Annotated in this window: 15 protein-coding genes; 3 read left to right on the top strand and 12 right to left on the bottom strand. The window is 67.0% G+C overall.

Going from position 1 to position 13,633, the window contains the following annotated elements; genetic code table 11:
* Positions 1 to 9: 9 nt before the first annotated feature.
* From NO876_RS03880 to NO876_RS03855, 6 genes are all read right to left on the bottom strand, one after another.
* The gene (locus NO876_RS03880; protein ID WP_256420367.1) at positions 10 to 951 is read right to left on the bottom strand and encodes a DUF4349 domain-containing protein; all 942 of its coding nucleotides are present in this window, start codon (positions 949 to 951) and stop codon (positions 10 to 12) included.
* Between the two features lie 121 nt (positions 952 to 1,072).
* On the bottom strand, positions 1,073 to 1,924 hold the full coding sequence (locus tag NO876_RS03875; protein ID WP_256420366.1) for a polymer-forming cytoskeletal protein: 852 nt from the start codon (positions 1,922 to 1,924) through the stop codon (positions 1,073 to 1,075).
* A gap of 130 nt (positions 1,925 to 2,054) precedes the next feature.
* Positions 2,055 to 2,411: a DsrE family protein gene (locus NO876_RS03870; RefSeq protein ID WP_256420365.1), complete on the bottom strand. Its 357-nt coding sequence runs from the start codon at positions 2,409 to 2,411 to the stop codon at positions 2,055 to 2,057.
* Between the two features lie 129 nt (positions 2,412 to 2,540).
* Complete coding sequence (locus NO876_RS03865; protein WP_256420364.1) at positions 2,541 to 3,854, bottom strand: TRAP transporter large permease; 1,314 nt, start codon at positions 3,852 to 3,854, stop codon at positions 2,541 to 2,543.
* Positions 3,851 to 4,426 (bottom strand): TRAP transporter small permease, encoded by a 576-nt coding sequence (locus NO876_RS03860; RefSeq protein ID WP_256420363.1) that lies wholly within the window; start codon positions 4,424 to 4,426, stop codon positions 3,851 to 3,853. Before NO876_RS03860 ends, NO876_RS03865 begins: the two co-directional genes overlap by 4 nt.
* A gap of 14 nt (positions 4,427 to 4,440) precedes the next feature.
* On the bottom strand, positions 4,441 to 5,706 hold the full coding sequence (locus tag NO876_RS03855; protein ID WP_256420362.1) for a TRAP transporter substrate-binding protein: 1,266 nt from the start codon (positions 5,704 to 5,706) through the stop codon (positions 4,441 to 4,443).
* Between the two features lie 474 nt (positions 5,707 to 6,180).
* On the opposite strand from NO876_RS03855, the gene NO876_RS03850 reads away from it, so the two are divergent.
* Positions 6,181 to 6,378 (top strand): DUF5800 family protein, encoded by a 198-nt coding sequence (locus NO876_RS03850; protein WP_256420361.1) that lies wholly within the window; start codon positions 6,181 to 6,183, stop codon positions 6,376 to 6,378.
* Positions 6,379 to 6,430: 52 nt separating this feature from the next.
* On the opposite strand, the gene NO876_RS03845 is transcribed toward NO876_RS03850, so the two are convergent.
* Positions 6,431 to 7,114, bottom strand: a complete 684-nt coding sequence (locus NO876_RS03845) for a dolichyl-phosphate hexose transferase (protein WP_256420360.1) — start codon at positions 7,112 to 7,114, stop codon at positions 6,431 to 6,433.
* A gap of 76 nt (positions 7,115 to 7,190) precedes the next feature.
* Positions 7,191 to 7,976 (bottom strand): ribonuclease H-like domain-containing protein, encoded by a 786-nt coding sequence (locus tag NO876_RS03840; protein WP_256420359.1) that lies wholly within the window; start codon positions 7,974 to 7,976, stop codon positions 7,191 to 7,193.
* Positions 7,977 to 8,096: 120 nt separating this feature from the next.
* Here NO876_RS03840 and NO876_RS03835 point away from each other — a divergent pair, with 120 nt between their 5' ends.
* Positions 8,097 to 8,825 (top strand): SOS response-associated peptidase, encoded by a 729-nt coding sequence (locus NO876_RS03835; protein ID WP_256420358.1) that lies wholly within the window; start codon positions 8,097 to 8,099, stop codon positions 8,823 to 8,825.
* Between the two features lie 3 nt (positions 8,826 to 8,828).
* Here NO876_RS03835 and NO876_RS03830 read toward each other — a convergent pair whose 3' ends face one another.
* Genes NO876_RS03830 through NO876_RS03815 form a run of 4 tightly spaced genes read right to left on the bottom strand, consistent with a single transcriptional unit; the run spans position 8,829 to position 12,357 of the window.
* Positions 8,829 to 9,677, bottom strand: a complete 849-nt coding sequence (locus NO876_RS03830) for a TOBE domain-containing protein (RefSeq protein ID WP_256420357.1) — start codon at positions 9,675 to 9,677, stop codon at positions 8,829 to 8,831.
* 3 nt (positions 9,678 to 9,680) lie between these two features.
* Positions 9,681 to 10,517, bottom strand: coding sequence for an ABC transporter ATP-binding protein (locus NO876_RS03825; protein WP_256420356.1), 837 nt, complete (start codon positions 10,515 to 10,517; stop codon positions 9,681 to 9,683).
* A gap of 34 nt (positions 10,518 to 10,551) precedes the next feature.
* Complete coding sequence (locus NO876_RS03820) at positions 10,552 to 11,307, bottom strand: ABC transporter permease (RefSeq protein WP_256420355.1); 756 nt, start codon at positions 11,305 to 11,307, stop codon at positions 10,552 to 10,554.
* A gap of 6 nt (positions 11,308 to 11,313) precedes the next feature.
* Positions 11,314 to 12,357 (bottom strand): ABC transporter substrate-binding protein, encoded by a 1,044-nt coding sequence (locus tag NO876_RS03815; protein ID WP_256420597.1) that lies wholly within the window; start codon positions 12,355 to 12,357, stop codon positions 11,314 to 11,316.
* A 145-nt stretch (positions 12,358 to 12,502) separates the two neighbouring features.
* Here NO876_RS03815 and NO876_RS03810 point away from each other — a divergent pair, with 145 nt between their 5' ends.
* A complete protein-coding gene (locus NO876_RS03810) occupies positions 12,503 to 13,615 on the top strand; it encodes a putative sulfate/molybdate transporter (RefSeq protein WP_256420354.1) in 1,113 nt (370 codons plus the stop codon).
* Positions 13,616 to 13,633 lie beyond the last annotated feature (18 nt).

Raw genomic sequence — 13,633 nt, 5'->3', positions numbered from 1 at the left:
CGGCTCCGATTACTCGCTGGCTCTGAACCGCCGTGCGACCCGCCAGAGGACGGCACCCACGACGACGACCGGCAGCGCGAACGCGAGGAGGTACGGCAGCGCGTACGCGAAGCCGACGACGAACGCTCGGGCGACGACGACGACGCCGTCGACCGACTGCATGAACGCCAAGAGGACCGGCGTGTCGTACCAGCGGTCCGGAGCGACGCGATTCGGCGTCGGTCGGGGCTCCTCCAACCGAACCGTCAGCGTCGAGTAGGCGACCTGATTCTCCAGCGACTGCTGTCTGGCCTCCAGCCGCTCGATTTCCCCCTGCACGTCAGAGAGTTCGCGCTGGACGGCCAGGACGTCTTCGGTGGTGTTCGCCTGGTCGTAGAGTTCTCGCAGACGGTCTCGCTCGGCGCGGAGGTTCTCCAGGCGCGCCTCGATGTCGACGAGCTGATCGGTCACGTCGCGGGAGTTCACCTCGACGGTCTGGACCTCGCCGAGGCCCCGGGTGTCGTTGACGAGCGCGTCGAAGTGCTCGCTCGGGACCCGCAGCACCAACTCGCCCCGGACCCAGGTATCGTTGCCGATCTGTCTGCGGTCCTGTCGGCTGTCGCTGACGTAGCCGCCGTAGCCCTCGACGGTCGAGGTGAGCGCCGACTGCGCCGACTCGTAGTCGTCGACCTCGACGGCGACGGTGCCGGTTCGAATGATCGCGCGTTCGTCCGTGTTGACGACGTCGCCTGACGCGTCGCCCGCACCTCCGGAGCCGCCGTCGCTGGCCTGTTCGCGCGGTTCACCCGTCGGTGCCGGTGTCGCCTCCTGGGCGCGGTCGGCCTCGACGCCGGTCGCCTGCTCGTACCCGCCCGCGGCACCGCCGTCGCCGCCGCTCCCGGTGGCTCCGCAGCCGGCGAGCGTGACGAGCGCAGCGACCGCGAGGAGTCCGAGTGTGCGTCTCGATACCATTTCGTCTCCGACTACACGAGACGGACGGAAAGACGCGCCGGTGACACAAAGGGGTATTTGAGTTACAGCGGACGCAACGCGAAAGCCGTCATTTGGTGCTCATTCGCTGCTCATCCGGAGTTCACTCCGCGTCTCGACTCGCCTTCGAACGGACGAGTCGCATATCGCCAGAGGCGCGGATCGTCCCCTCGACGTCGGCGTCGTCGTGGAGTTCGAGGTCCGCACAGGAGACGTCGCCGAGGACCTCCGCCCCGTCGGCGATGGTGACGGTGCCGTCGCGGGTCGTCACGTCGCCGTGGACGCGCGTCCCCTCGCCGACCTCGATGTCGCCGCGGGCGCGGAGGCTCCCGAAGATGTTGTTGTCCCGGCCGACGGTGATCGTCTCGGCGCGGACGTTGCCGTGAAGTCGACACTCGTCGCCGATCGTCGCGGGCGTCGAGGCCTGCCAGGCGTCGTCGGAGACGGTCGACCCGCGCGGGATCACGAGCGGGGCGTCCTCGCTCTCGCCGGAGAGCGCGTTCGCGAGTTCCTCGGCGCTCTCGTTCTCGCCGATGTGGAGGAGTTGCGAGAGGACGACGAAGTAGAAGACGAGCGTCGGCACCGGGTTCCGGATGACGATCCAGCCGTTGGCCTCGAAGCCCTCCTCGATGTCGACGTCGTCGCCGATGTCCAGATCGCCGGAGACCATCAGCCGACCGCCGATGTGGACGCGCTCGCCGAGGTAGGCGTCCTCGCCCACGAGGACGTTGCCGGCGACGTCGCACCAGACGTCGAGGCGGCAGTCCCCCTCGGCCTCGATGTCGCCGCCGAAGGTGACGCGCTCGCCGGCGAGGACGTTCCGCCCGCGGACGCCGAACTCGACGGTGCTCTGCCCGCCGACGACGATGTCCCCGTCGGTCACGAGGTCGTGCTCCTCGGCGGTCGTCCCGTCGGGGATTTCTAAAGTATCCAGTCGGTCCTGACCGAGTGCCACACTCCCGAGCAACACGTGGGGCCTAATAAACGACGCGTCAGACGATCGTCGGACGCGCCGGTGGTCCGCTGCGGTCGCGCTCTCGGCGCGCAGTCGACGCTATCGGCACCGGGGCGTCGTCTCGTGTCTATCAGAACGAGAGCGTCGTCTCGTGTTCCCCGGCGAGTCTAGAAATCGCGCTCGGCCCGTCCATCGAGGCCCACTCGCGGAGGTCAGCTTCGTCGATACCGCGGGATTCACAACAGGGTCGCAAGGCGACGGCGTCCGCGAGCGCTCCGCGGTCCCGGAGCGCCTCGACCGCCGCCGCGACGGTCGGCAGTCCCGACGCTTCCAGCGCGTGGAGATCGACGTCCCGCCGCAGCAGCGAGACGCCGTCGGCCATCGTTACGATCGAGACCTCGTCCCCGTCCTCCATCGCCCCCTTCGCGGCGACGAAGGGAAGCGGGGCCGCCGAATCGTCGGGACCGTCCGTTATCAGGAGAAACATCTCTCGCACCTCCGGGTCGGTCGGGTCTGGTGCCGGGTCGGTCGCCTCTCTTGCTGTACCGATCGTCTCTCGTTTCGAGCCGGTCGTCTCTCGTGAGTCGCGAGTGTCGTGATCATCGGTCTGTGGTGGTTAGGCTGCCAGGACGTTCAGTTCGGGGAAGACGAAGAACAGGACGAGTATCGAGGTCAACACGAAGAAGTACGGGAGTGCGCCCCACGCGATCCGCATATAGTCGATGTCGGTGATGCTGCTGATGATGTAGAGGTTCAGCCCGTAGGGCGGCGTGATGAACCCGATCGCGTCGCTGATCATGAAGATCACGCCCCACATCAGCGGCGAGATCCCCAGCGCGAACGCGGCGGGGGCCAAGAGCGGCGCGACCAAGATCATGTTCGGAATCGAGGCGAGGACCGAGCCGCTCAGGAGCATCACGACGATCAGCACCGACCCGATCAGAATCGGGGCGTCGAGCGCCAGGATGGCGTTCGAGAGGAGATCCTGGAGATCGAGGAACGACAGGCTCTGCTGGATCATGATCGACGTGACCAACACGGGGATGATGATGCCCACGAGGTAGATCGTCAGCCGGACCGATTCGACGAGGAACGCCGTCCCGCGGATGTTCCCCGACAGGAACTCGGCGGTGACGACGAACAGGATCGCGATTGAGGCCGACTCCGACGGGGTGAACACGCCGGTGAAGATGCCGCCCAGGAGGACGACGATGGCCAGGAGGGAGTTCCGTGCTTTGAGGACCGACCGGAGGACCTCCCGGACGTCGAACGCGTACTCGTCGGTCCCGTAGTCGTTGCGATAGGAGATGACCGTCGCGGTCGTGATCAGTCCGATCAACATCAACAGCCCGGGGAGCGTGCCGGCGACGAACAGATCTGAGACCGGGAGGTTGAACGTCACCCCGTAGAGGATGAAGAGGACGCTCGGCGGGATGACGATCCCGAGCGTTCCCCCGGCAGCGATCGTCGCCGCGCTGAACACCGGATCGTAGCCCTCCTCGCGGAGCTCGTCGGTGAACGCCTCCCCGACGGAGGCCGTCGTCGCGGCGTTCGATCCCGTGATCGCGGAGAACACGCCGGAGGTGAGGAGGGCGGTGTTCGCCGCGCTCCCCGGCAGCCAGCCCGCCAGCGACCGCGAGAGACCGATGATGTCGCGGGCGATCTGCAGCTGGTTGATGAGCGCTCCCACGAGGATGAAGAGCGGGACCGCCGTCAGCGGGAACGTCCAGAGCTGATAGTACGCCGCGACGGACGTGTTCTGCAGTCCGAACGCGGGGAAGAGCACGGCGAAGCCGAGCACCCACGTCGAGAAGACGAGTAGTATCGGAACTCCGAGGACGAACAGGACGCCGACGGCGAGCGTGAGCAACGCGAGCGCCGTCCCGGGGGCGAAGCCGAGCGCGCTCGCGAGAACGGTCGCGCCCGTCATTCCGCGACCACCTCCCCCTCGGAGTGCGTGACGTCGTCCCCGCGGCGGAACGCCAGCGTCACCGAGACCGCCTGCTGTGCGACCCGCAGGAGCACGAGCCCGAAGCCGACCGTGATTGCCAGATACGTGACCGCGTCCGGGATCGACGTCCCGGTGATCGTCGCCTGCCGTGCGATAAAGTCGCCGAGCACCGGGACGGAGTAGACGAACACGGTCCCGGCGAAGCCGACCCAGAGCGCCCATTCGACCCAGTAGAGGAGGTAGCGACCGCGATTCGAGAGCCGCGAGAGGACGAGCGTGAACCGCAGGTGGTCCTCGTTGCGGATCACGTAGGCCACAGAGAGCCACGCGACCCAGACGAACATCCCGATCGTGATCTCTTGGACCCAGAGGGCCTGCTCTCCGGTCAGCGTCCGCTGGATCACGGAGAGACCGATGAGCAGCCCGTATATCACGAGGAGTGACCCCCCGACGTAGAGCTCGAGGTCACGCTCGATCCGTCCGAGCCGCGTCTCCGGCTCTCGATCCGGATCCAGGGCGACACGCGCCGTTCGCAGGAGTTTCGGAACCATCGGCACCGACGAGATCACATCCGCTCCAGGTAGTCGTCCCACCACGCGTCGAGCGAGAAGTCCGCGGACCGGCTCGGAACGCCCGGTTCGCGGGCGACCTCGTACAGGTGGTCGTAGAACCCGTCGGTGAACTCCTCGTGGACCCTGTCGATCGCGTCCCGGTAGAGGTCCCGGTTGGACGCCGGATCGATCGGCTCTCGCCACGCCGCGAGCTGGTCGTCGTCCAGCCAGTTCACGCGGACCGGCTCCCCGTCGGGGCCCTGGGTGTAGTAGTTCGACCCCTCAACGGGTGCCTCCGGGCTCAGTCCCTGGAACGTCTCGTAGACGTCGTCCGAGCGGCGGATGCTCTCCTCGGCGAGTTCGGCCGTCACCGACGCGAACGTCTCGCGCTCCGCCTCCGAGAGGCTCTTCAGGAAGTCCACGCGACACCAGATCGGATCGATCCCGGGCGCCCACTGCGTCAGCGTCGCCTGCGCGGTCACGTCCGTGATCTGCGCGGAGACGGCGTACTGCGGGATGATCTCCATCCCGTCGACCACGCCCGATTGCATCCCCTGAAGCGTGTCCGCGAACGAGACCGTCGTCGGGTTCATCCCGAGCTCGTCGAAGGCGACGGATATCACGTCGCTCTGGGTGGTTCTGATCTTCAGCCCCGCGAAGTCCTCCGGCGACGTCAACGCCTCGTCCGGGTCGTTCCCGACGCCGACGAAGTGGGCTCGGTACCCCGGCGGATCGAACCCGATCGGAATCGCGTTGTACTTGCGTCCGAAGGGCACCCAGTACTCCTCCCAGACGGTCGGATGCGTGAACGAGTACCCGATCGACGCCCGACTGTGCGCCGGGATCGTGTACGGGACGCTCCAGATCTCGTTCTCCGGCCAGATCTTCGCCGAGTTCGCCACGGAACTGCTGCCGAGGTGGATGACCTCCGAATCCATCTTCGTCATACAGGACTGCTCGCTGCACAGCTCCTTGCTGTCGATCAACGACAGCTCGAGCCCCGACGACCGCTCTTCGAGACGTCGTTCGAGCTCGAAGACGGGATACACCAGCCCGCACTCGTCGGACGCGTCCTCGTAGTCCCAGCACGACGTGTCCGGGTTCTGCGTGCCAGCCCACCGGATCGTCGTCGTGCCGCCGTCGCCGCCCTCGGAGGCGGACGCGCCGCCGCCGAGACAGCCCGTCAGGCCGCCGAGGGCCGTACCGGCCGTCAGCCCGAGCACCGCCCGCCGGCTCCTGGCTGTCGACGCGTCGGCGTTCGAGTCGCGTTCGGACGTCATCGTCGGTCGGGATCCTCGCTTCCGCGGTCGCGTTCGTCTGTTCCTCGGCCGGAGTGAAGGGGCGAGAGTCTCATTGATTCGGGTACGTAGACCGTCTATCCCCCGGATAATTCCCCCTGTTCCTCACGACAGGAATTTCCGAGGTCCGTGACGCCCGACGGTCGGGATACCTGGACCTTGACGCGGTCGTCGCCGGCGAGGAGCCGGTCGCAGTAACGGCTCGCACACGTTTCGGACCCGGAGGTGACGGTTTCTAACCACTCGATCCGTCGTTCCGGTAGTCACGGCTATCGGCAATTCTACCGTGGGGCGAAACTGTTGATACGCCCGTTTGATTCGCTCGTAGGAGATACCGACGTTCGATTCGCCGGTGGATGAGTCGAAGTTTCGGGGCGTTCGCCCGCCGGTCTACGTCTCTTCAGATCGAAAGCCGATACTGATGCGTTTTTACTCCGTGATCGATTACGGCTGCGTATGACTGCGCTTTCGTTCGACGAGGACGGCGTCGACGTCGTCTACGAGGGAACCGAATTCAGACTCGAGAAGTCGCTCATCGAGGAGGCCACCGAGAAGTCCTACCCGGACGTCACCGACCACGAGGTGCTGAAAATCGTCGAGGAGGACCCATCGCTGAGCGGCGAGCCGCGTCGGATCGCGGACATCCTCCGCTAGCGGCCGGGAGCGACCTCCCTCGCTCGACTCCCTGAACCGCACGCTACACGGCCTACCCGAACCGCTCTTCGAGACACACCTTCACGATCGACTTCGCGATCGCCGCTCCGCCCTCGAACGGATCGAGTTTGGTCTCGCCGGCGCGCTCCCGGTAGGGGATCGGCTCCTCGCGGATCTCGTAGCCGCGCATCAGCGGCCGGATCAGGAGTTCCGCGGACAGCCCCGTGTTCTCGGTCCACTCGATATCGTGGAGGAGTTCCCGCCGGTACGCCCGCATTCCGGTCGTCGTGTCGTGGACGCGCTCGCCCATCAGTCCGGACGCCAGCAGCGCGAAGGCGGCGTTGCCCAGTCGGTTCAGCGTCGGCATCGCCTCGGCACCGTGGTAGAGCCGGTCGCCGGAGACGACGTCGTAGCCCTCGTTGATCAGTTCGAGGAACTGCGGGAGCCTCTCCATCGGGTACGTGTCGTCGCAGTCGGTCGTGACGACGACCGGGCGGTCGGGCGCGAGAACGGCCTCCCGAACGGCGTAGCCGTAGCCCATCGGCGGCTGTTCGATCACGGTCGCTCCGTGTTCGCGGGCGATCTCCGGCGTTCGATCGTTCGAACTGTCGACGCAGACGACCTCCGCGCGGCCGTCGGTCGCGTCGTCGATGTCGGACAGCACCGTCTCGATGGCGGCCGCCTCGTTGTAGGTGCCCATCACGACCGCGAGGTCGTCGAAGGTGTACTCGGTCATCACCTGTCGTTTCCGCCGGGGGGTACTTGTGTTTTTAGGTTCACCAAAAGTAGCGGCAGACGCGGAGTAACGCCGGCTACGAAAGCGGATCCGGGATTCCCGGAGACGCGCCGGCGACGGATCCCAACGAGTCCTCGTGAAGCCGTCGGGCGACGACGTCGGCGAGGTTCTGCAAGTTCTCGGTGTCGTCGCGGTTGTACGAGACCAGCGTGTCGAGGGCGTCCTCGTCGCCGTCGCGGGCGTAGCGGTACCAGAGTCGCACGGCGTCCCGTCCCGAGAGGTCCGGGCGGTCCCGATCGATCCCGACCTGCTTCTCGATCGACTTCAGTCCGCCCGTCAGATCGGTCCGCCGGCACGGGTACATCAGGTCGAGGTGCGGCGCGTCGACGGAGATGTCGAAGTTGTCCTCGAGGAACGGGACGTCGAACTGCTTGCCGTTGAACGAGACGACGAGCGGCGCGTCGCGGAACTGTTCGCGGAGCGCCTCGTCGGTCAGGTCCTCGCCGCGGATCAGCGTCGTCGTCTCGCCGTCCCGCGTGAACGAGACCGTCGTGACGTTCTCCCGATCCGAGTCGAGGCCGGTCGTCTCGATGTCGAAAAAGAGGGCCTCGTCCCGGAAGTTCTCGTAGAAGCGCCAGGTCTCACCCGAAGGGAACCGCTCGCCGAAGTACCGGGTGTCGCCGTCGTCGAGGCGTTCCAGCGCCTCCGCGACGAACGATTCCACCCGCTCGCCGGTCTTCGGCCCCAGCGGCGCGCGTCCGGGGTCGAACTCCTCCCAGGTGAGGATGCCCGCCTCCCACAGCGAGCGCTCGCGGCCCTCGCCGACGCCCTCGGCCGGGACGAAACTGTTCTCGATGCGCATATCCGAGTAGGAGAGCGGAGCGGGCCTAAACCCTTCGAGGCGAAGCCGCCGCCGAGGCCCCGACTCCTACCGGCCCCTGCGGCCGGGGTCGTTTTGCGTCTCCGGCACCACCGCGGGAGTATGTGCGGCCGTTACACGCTCTTCACCCCCGCCGACGAACTGGAGTCCCGGTTCGACGCCACCTTCGCGGAGCCGCCGGAGCCGCGGTACAACTGCGCGCCGGGGCAGTCGCTGCCGGTGATCGCGAACGACGACCCCGACACGTTCCGTCGGCTCAAGTGGGGCTTGATCCCGTCGTGGGCCGACGACGAGTCGGCGGGGAACGACCGCATCAACGCCCGCGCGGAGACGGTCGACGAGAGGGCGAGCTTTCGCGAGGCCTACGAGCGACGGCGGTGTCTGGTCCCCGCCGACGGGTTCTACGAGTGGGTCCGAGACGGGGAGACGAAACGGCCGTACCGGGTCGCGTTCGACGACGATCGCCCCTTCGCGATGGCCGGCCTCTGGGAGCGCTGGGAGCCGACGCACACGCAGACGGGGCTCGGTGACTTCGGCGGTGGCGTCGGCGACGAGAGCGGCGACGAAAGTGAGGGCGAATCGACCGTCGTCGAGTCGTTCGCCATCGTCACCACCGAACCGAACGACGTCGTCTCTGACCTCCACCACCGGATGGCGGTCGTCCTCGACCCCGACGAGGAGTCCACCTGGCTCCACGGTGACGGAGCGGACGTCGCGGACCTGCTCGAACCGCACGCCGGCGACGACTGGCGGACGTACCCGGTTTCGACGCGCGTGAACAGCCCCGCGAACGACGCGCCGGACCTGATCGAGCCGGTCGAGGCCCGATAGCGCTCACTCCTCACTCGTGTCGTTTCCCGTCGTATCCTCACTCGTGCCCTTCTCCGTCGTGTCGACCTCGGCGGACTCGGATCCAACGGAGCCGCCGTGTTCGGGAGCGAGCACTCCCCGTGCCGCGGTCGCCTTGAACGATGCGACGACCGTCTCTCCCGGCTCGAGAGCGAGCGTCTCGCGGCTGGTTTCCGTCAGGAGCGCCCGAAGCGGAGCGTCGACGCCGACGTCGACGGTCACTCGCGCGATACCGCCCTCCGACTCGACGCTCTCGACGGTTCCCGCGAACCGGTTTCGGACGCTCGTCTCCGACGGTTTGGGGGCTTCCTCGGGCGTCGTGAGCACCACGGCGTCGGAGCGAACGCTGACCTGAACGATCTCGTTCGTATCGTCGGGAGATTCGGTATCGTCTCCCGCCTCCGCAGTAGCGTCCCCCTCGGAACCCGCCCCGGCGACGATCGCTCTGATCGTCCCTGCGGGCGTTTCGACGGTACCGAGGAGGCCGTCGCGGTCGACGAGCGTCCCCGAGAACACCGACTCCTCGGTCCGCGCCAGCCCCGAGAACTCCGCGCGCAAACGGTCGAATCGCCCGAGGAGGTCGCGGGCGTTCGCCGTGAGCGTGCTCCCGCCGCCTCCCGTTCCGCCTCGCTGACGGGTCAAGAGCGGCCCGAACGTCTCCTCGAGTTCGGAGACGCGCCGCTGGATCCGGGCGTAGGAACGCCCGAGTTCCTCGGCCGCCCGGTACATCGAGCCGTACTCGTCGACCCCGCGGAGCGCTTCGACGTCCCGCGCGTCGACGCGGACGCCGTCGGCCTCGATGAACGGTTCCCCCTGCGGTTGTATCGATCCCATCTGTCACCTCGGCGCTGTCGAGTACGCGTCGTGACTCTCGCTCGATTCGTCCCGTTCTCCGGTTTCCTCGACGTCGTACATCAATTCACCGTCGACGAAGCGCTTCGTTCGCCGGTCCTCGGGCTCCTCGAAAATCTGCGCCGCCGGTCCCCGCTCGACGAGTTCGCCGGCGAGGAGGACGGCCACGCGGTCGGAAATCCGCTCGGCCTGATGCATATCGTGCGTCGCGACCACGACGCCGACCCCCCGGTCTCGCGCACGGAGGACGGCCTCCTCCAAGACGGCCGTGTTCCGCGGATCGAGGTTCGACGTCGGTTCGTCGAGCAACAGCACCGAGGGGTCGACCGCCATCGCCCGGGCGAACGCGACGCGCTGGCCCTCCCCGCCGGACAGCGAGAGCGCGTTCTGGTCGGCTTTCCCCGTCAATCCGACCACTTCGAGCGCGCTTCGCGCGCCTTCCGAGAGCGACGAGTCGCCGACGAGTCCGTCGAGTTGGGCCCGGATCCGATCCCTCCAGGAGCGCCGGATGCGGCTCCCGTACGTGACGTTCCGGGCGACGGTCGCGTTGAACAGGCTCGGTTCCTGAAACACCATACTGATCCCCCGACGGATCGACAGCCGTTCGGATTCCGAGAGGGCCCACACGTCGGTCCCGTCCCAGGCGATCGTTCCCGCGTCCGGCGGGTGGAACCCGGCGAGGAGACGCAGCAGTGTGGTCTTGCCGGTCCCCGAGGGACCGACGACGGTGAGCACTTCGCCGGCGTCGACGTCGATCGAGACGCCCTCCAAGACGAGTTCCCCGTCGAACCCCATCGAGAGGCCGTCACCAGACAACGTCATCGGACGCGACACCTCCCAGATCCCGTCTCGACGGTCATCCCGATCCCCCCCGGCCTTTGCCTCTGATCCACGAGCCGAGACCGTTGACAGCGAAGACGAGGGCGAGGAGAATGGCCCCGAGGACGAGACCGATCTCGTAGCGCCCCTGCCGCGCCTCGACCGTAATGGCGGTGGTCAGCGTTCTGGTGTAGGACTGCCCGTCGCTGAAGACGATGTTGCCGCCGACGATCAGGATCGAGCCGACCTCGCTGATCGCGCGGCCGAACCCCGCGAGGATCGCGGTCACGATCCCGTATCTCGCCTCTTTGATCACGACGAGCGCGACGTCGACTCTCGTTCCGCCGAGCGCGAACGCGGCGTCCCGGACGGGCTTTTCCACTCCCTCGACCGCCGAGAGGCTGACGCTCGTGAGGACGGGCGTCGCGAGGACGAACTGCGAGGCGATCATCGCCTCCGGGGTGAACGCGAGGTCCAGCGAGCCGAGCGGACCGCTGTTCGAGAGCGCGATGAGCACGGCGAGCCCGACGACCACGCTCGGAAATCCCATCCCGGTGTTGATGATCGCCGTCACGACTCGCTTGCCGGGGAAGTCGGTGAAGCCGACGAAGAGCGCGACAGGGAGGCTAACGAGCGTGCTCAGGGCGATCGCGGTCAGGCTCACTTGGAGAGAGACGAGAACGATGCTCACGACGTACGACCAGCCGCCGTCCGGGAGCTGAAACTGCAGCGCGGCCGGCGGAGCCGCGGCCGACGACGTTGCGGTGGCGACGAGGAGTTCCGTCGGTGACATCTGTTTTCAGTAGTCGTCAGGCACTTCGGACTCTACCCACGATACGTATTCTCTGTCCGGTCGCGACAGACGCTGTGCTTCTCGGGCCGTGTATCCCTGCGGCACGTACTGATCGAAGTTCGGCTCTCCGGCGATCGCGTTCGGGAAGAACAACTGCGATCCGTTCGAGGTGTAGTTCTCGATCATCGTCTGGCCCCGTGGGCCGGTCAGAAAGCCGATGTACGCCATCGCGGCCTGGTAGTTCACGTCGTCGTACGTGGCCGGGTTCACCGCCATCACGCCGTAGGGGTTCTTCAGGATGACCGGACCGCCTTCGAGCGGTCCCTGGACCCGAATCCCGAGATCGATTTCGTCTCTCATCGAGAGAAACGTCCCGCGGTCCGCGAGCGTGTACGCGCCGGTCTGGCTCGCCTGGACGAGCGTGTCGCCCATTCCCTTCCCGATCTCGCGGTACCACTGGCCGCTCGGGTCGACGCCCGCCTCATCCCAGACGAGGAGTTCTTTCTTGTTCGTGCCCGAGTCGTCGCCGCGGGAGACGAACGTCGATTCGGTATCCGAAATCGTCCGGAACGCTCCGGTCGCGCTCTCTATCCCGTCGATTCCGGCCGGATCGTCCTCGGGACCGACGACGACGAAGTCGTTGAACATCACGTCGCGCCGGTTGACGCCGAACCCGTCCCGCATAAACTCGTCCTCGGCGGTCCGCGCGTGGACGAGGATGACGTCAGCGTCGCCGTCGCGGGCGGTCCGGAGACTCGCACCGGTCCCCTTCGGGATCGTCTTCATCGTGATCCCGAAGCTCTCCTCGAACGTCGGGTTGAGGTGGCCGAGCAGACCCGTATCGTAGGTGCTCGTCGTCGTCGCCAGCACGAGTTCGCCGTCGCCGACCTGTCCGGTTCCGGACGCGCGGGCCGACGTTCCGTCCGCGGTCTGTCCGACCGTCCCGCCGGTCTCCGAACCGGTACGATCCGCCTGGCTCGTACAGCCGGCAAGTGCGACGAGGCCGCCGACTCCCCCCGCCCGGATGAACTGCCGTCGTTGCATCAATATAGATACAACGACTGTCGGACGTCGCAAAAAGGTTCTGATCGGGCTGTAACTATAAATGGTTACTCAGGGCTGGCGAGGGAACCACCTCTTCGACGCTGTTCCGCCGTCACAAAGGGATTAAATGGCTCCGAGATGGTGTTGTACTGTGGTCTCATCGACCGGTATCGTCGCAGGGAATCGAATCTCTCTGTCCCGTACCGAGCTCACGGGAGCGTTAGGGGATTCGGTTACAGTCCTGCCGATCGTCGTCGCCGTCGCCGCCCTCACGGAGCTGTCGCTGGCGCATCTGCTCTTGGGGTTCGCAGCGTTTCAGATCGTTTGGGGCGTTCACTACGGACTGCCGATCTCGGTGGAGCCGATGAAGGCGCTCGCCGCGCTGGTCATTGCGGGTACCCTGACGACCGGCGGACTCGTCGTCGCGGGACTTCTCGCCGGCCTCGTTCTGTTGCTCGTCGGTACCACTGGCGCACTGGCCCGGATCGAACGCCACGTCGGCCAGCCGGTGATCCGCGGCGTCCAACTCGCGGTCGGCCTCGTGCTGCTGGAGACGGGAATTCAGTTGAGTCTCGACGGCGTCGGCTACGCCCTTCTCGCACTCGCGGCCGTCGCAGTCAGCGTCGCCGTCGGCCGTCCCCGGGCGAGTACGCTCCTCGTCGTCGCACTCGGCGTCGTCGTCGCGGTTACACAGACGGGGCTCCCCGATCCGCGACTCCCCTCGATCGGTGTGACGCTTCCGACGGCGGCGGACGCGTCGTCGGCGTCCCTCGGCGCGACCGTCGGTCAGTTGGCGATGACCGTCGGAAACGCGGCAGTCGCGACCTCGTTGCTCCTCTCGGACTACTTCGACGCCGACGTCTCTCCCGACGAACTCGCGACCAGTATGGGCGCGATGAACCTCCTCGCGGTCCCCCTTGGGGCGATGCCGATGTGCCACGGCAGCGGCGGCGTCGCCGGCAAGTACGCCTTCGGCGCGCGAACGGCGGGCGCGAACCTGATTCTCGGCGTCCTCTACGCGCTGGCGGCGGTGCTGGCGGTCGGCGTCGTGGCCGCGTTCCCGCTCGCGATGCTCGGTGTCGTTCTCGCCGTCATCGCCGTCGAGCTCGGACGCGCCGGCCTCGACACCGCCGATCTACCGCTCACCGTCGGTATCGGGATTCTGGGCGTCCTGACGAACGTCGGGGCCGCGTTCGTCGTGGGCGTCGCCGTCCAGCGTGTCCGTCTGTGGCTCGGATCGGAACCCGATCAGAGGGCTGGATAGGGGCGCTTCACCGGGTGA

The sequence above is a fragment of the Halobellus rarus genome (assembly GCF_024494595.1).
In the GTDB taxonomy this organism is placed as follows: Archaea; Halobacteriota; Halobacteria; order Halobacteriales; family Haloferacaceae; genus Haloquadratum; species Haloquadratum rarum.
This window is presented reverse-complemented; position numbering and strand designations above follow the sequence as displayed.

Coding starts and splice junctions, on each gene's coding strand:
- NO876_RS03880 (WP_256420367.1), bottom strand. CDS start 951: ATGGTATCGAGACGCACACTCGGACTCCTCGCGGTCGCTGCGCTCGTC.
- NO876_RS03870 (WP_256420365.1), bottom strand. CDS start 2,411: ATGTTTCTCCTGATAACGGACGGTCCCGACGATTCGGCGGCCCCGCTT.
- NO876_RS03865 (WP_256420364.1), bottom strand. CDS start 3,854: ATGACGGGCGCGACCGTTCTCGCGAGCGCGCTCGGCTTCGCCCCCGGG.
- NO876_RS03860 (WP_256420363.1), bottom strand. CDS start 4,426: ATGGTTCCGAAACTCCTGCGAACGGCGCGTGTCGCCCTGGATCCGGAT.
- NO876_RS03855 (WP_256420362.1), bottom strand. CDS start 5,706: ATGACGTCCGAACGCGACTCGAACGCCGACGCGTCGACAGCCAGGAGC.
- NO876_RS03850 (WP_256420361.1), top strand. CDS start 6,181: ATGACTGCGCTTTCGTTCGACGAGGACGGCGTCGACGTCGTCTACGAG.
- NO876_RS03845 (WP_256420360.1), bottom strand. CDS start 7,114: ATGACCGAGTACACCTTCGACGACCTCGCGGTCGTGATGGGCACCTAC.
- NO876_RS03840 (WP_256420359.1), bottom strand. CDS start 7,976: ATGCGCATCGAGAACAGTTTCGTCCCGGCCGAGGGCGTCGGCGAGGGC.
- NO876_RS03835 (WP_256420358.1), top strand. CDS start 8,097: ATGTGCGGCCGTTACACGCTCTTCACCCCCGCCGACGAACTGGAGTCC.
- NO876_RS03830 (WP_256420357.1), bottom strand. CDS start 9,677: ATGGGATCGATACAACCGCAGGGGGAACCGTTCATCGAGGCCGACGGC.
- NO876_RS03825 (WP_256420356.1), bottom strand. CDS start 10,517: ATGACGTTGTCTGGTGACGGCCTCTCGATGGGGTTCGACGGGGAACTC.
- NO876_RS03820 (WP_256420355.1), bottom strand. CDS start 11,307: ATGTCACCGACGGAACTCCTCGTCGCCACCGCAACGTCGTCGGCCGCG.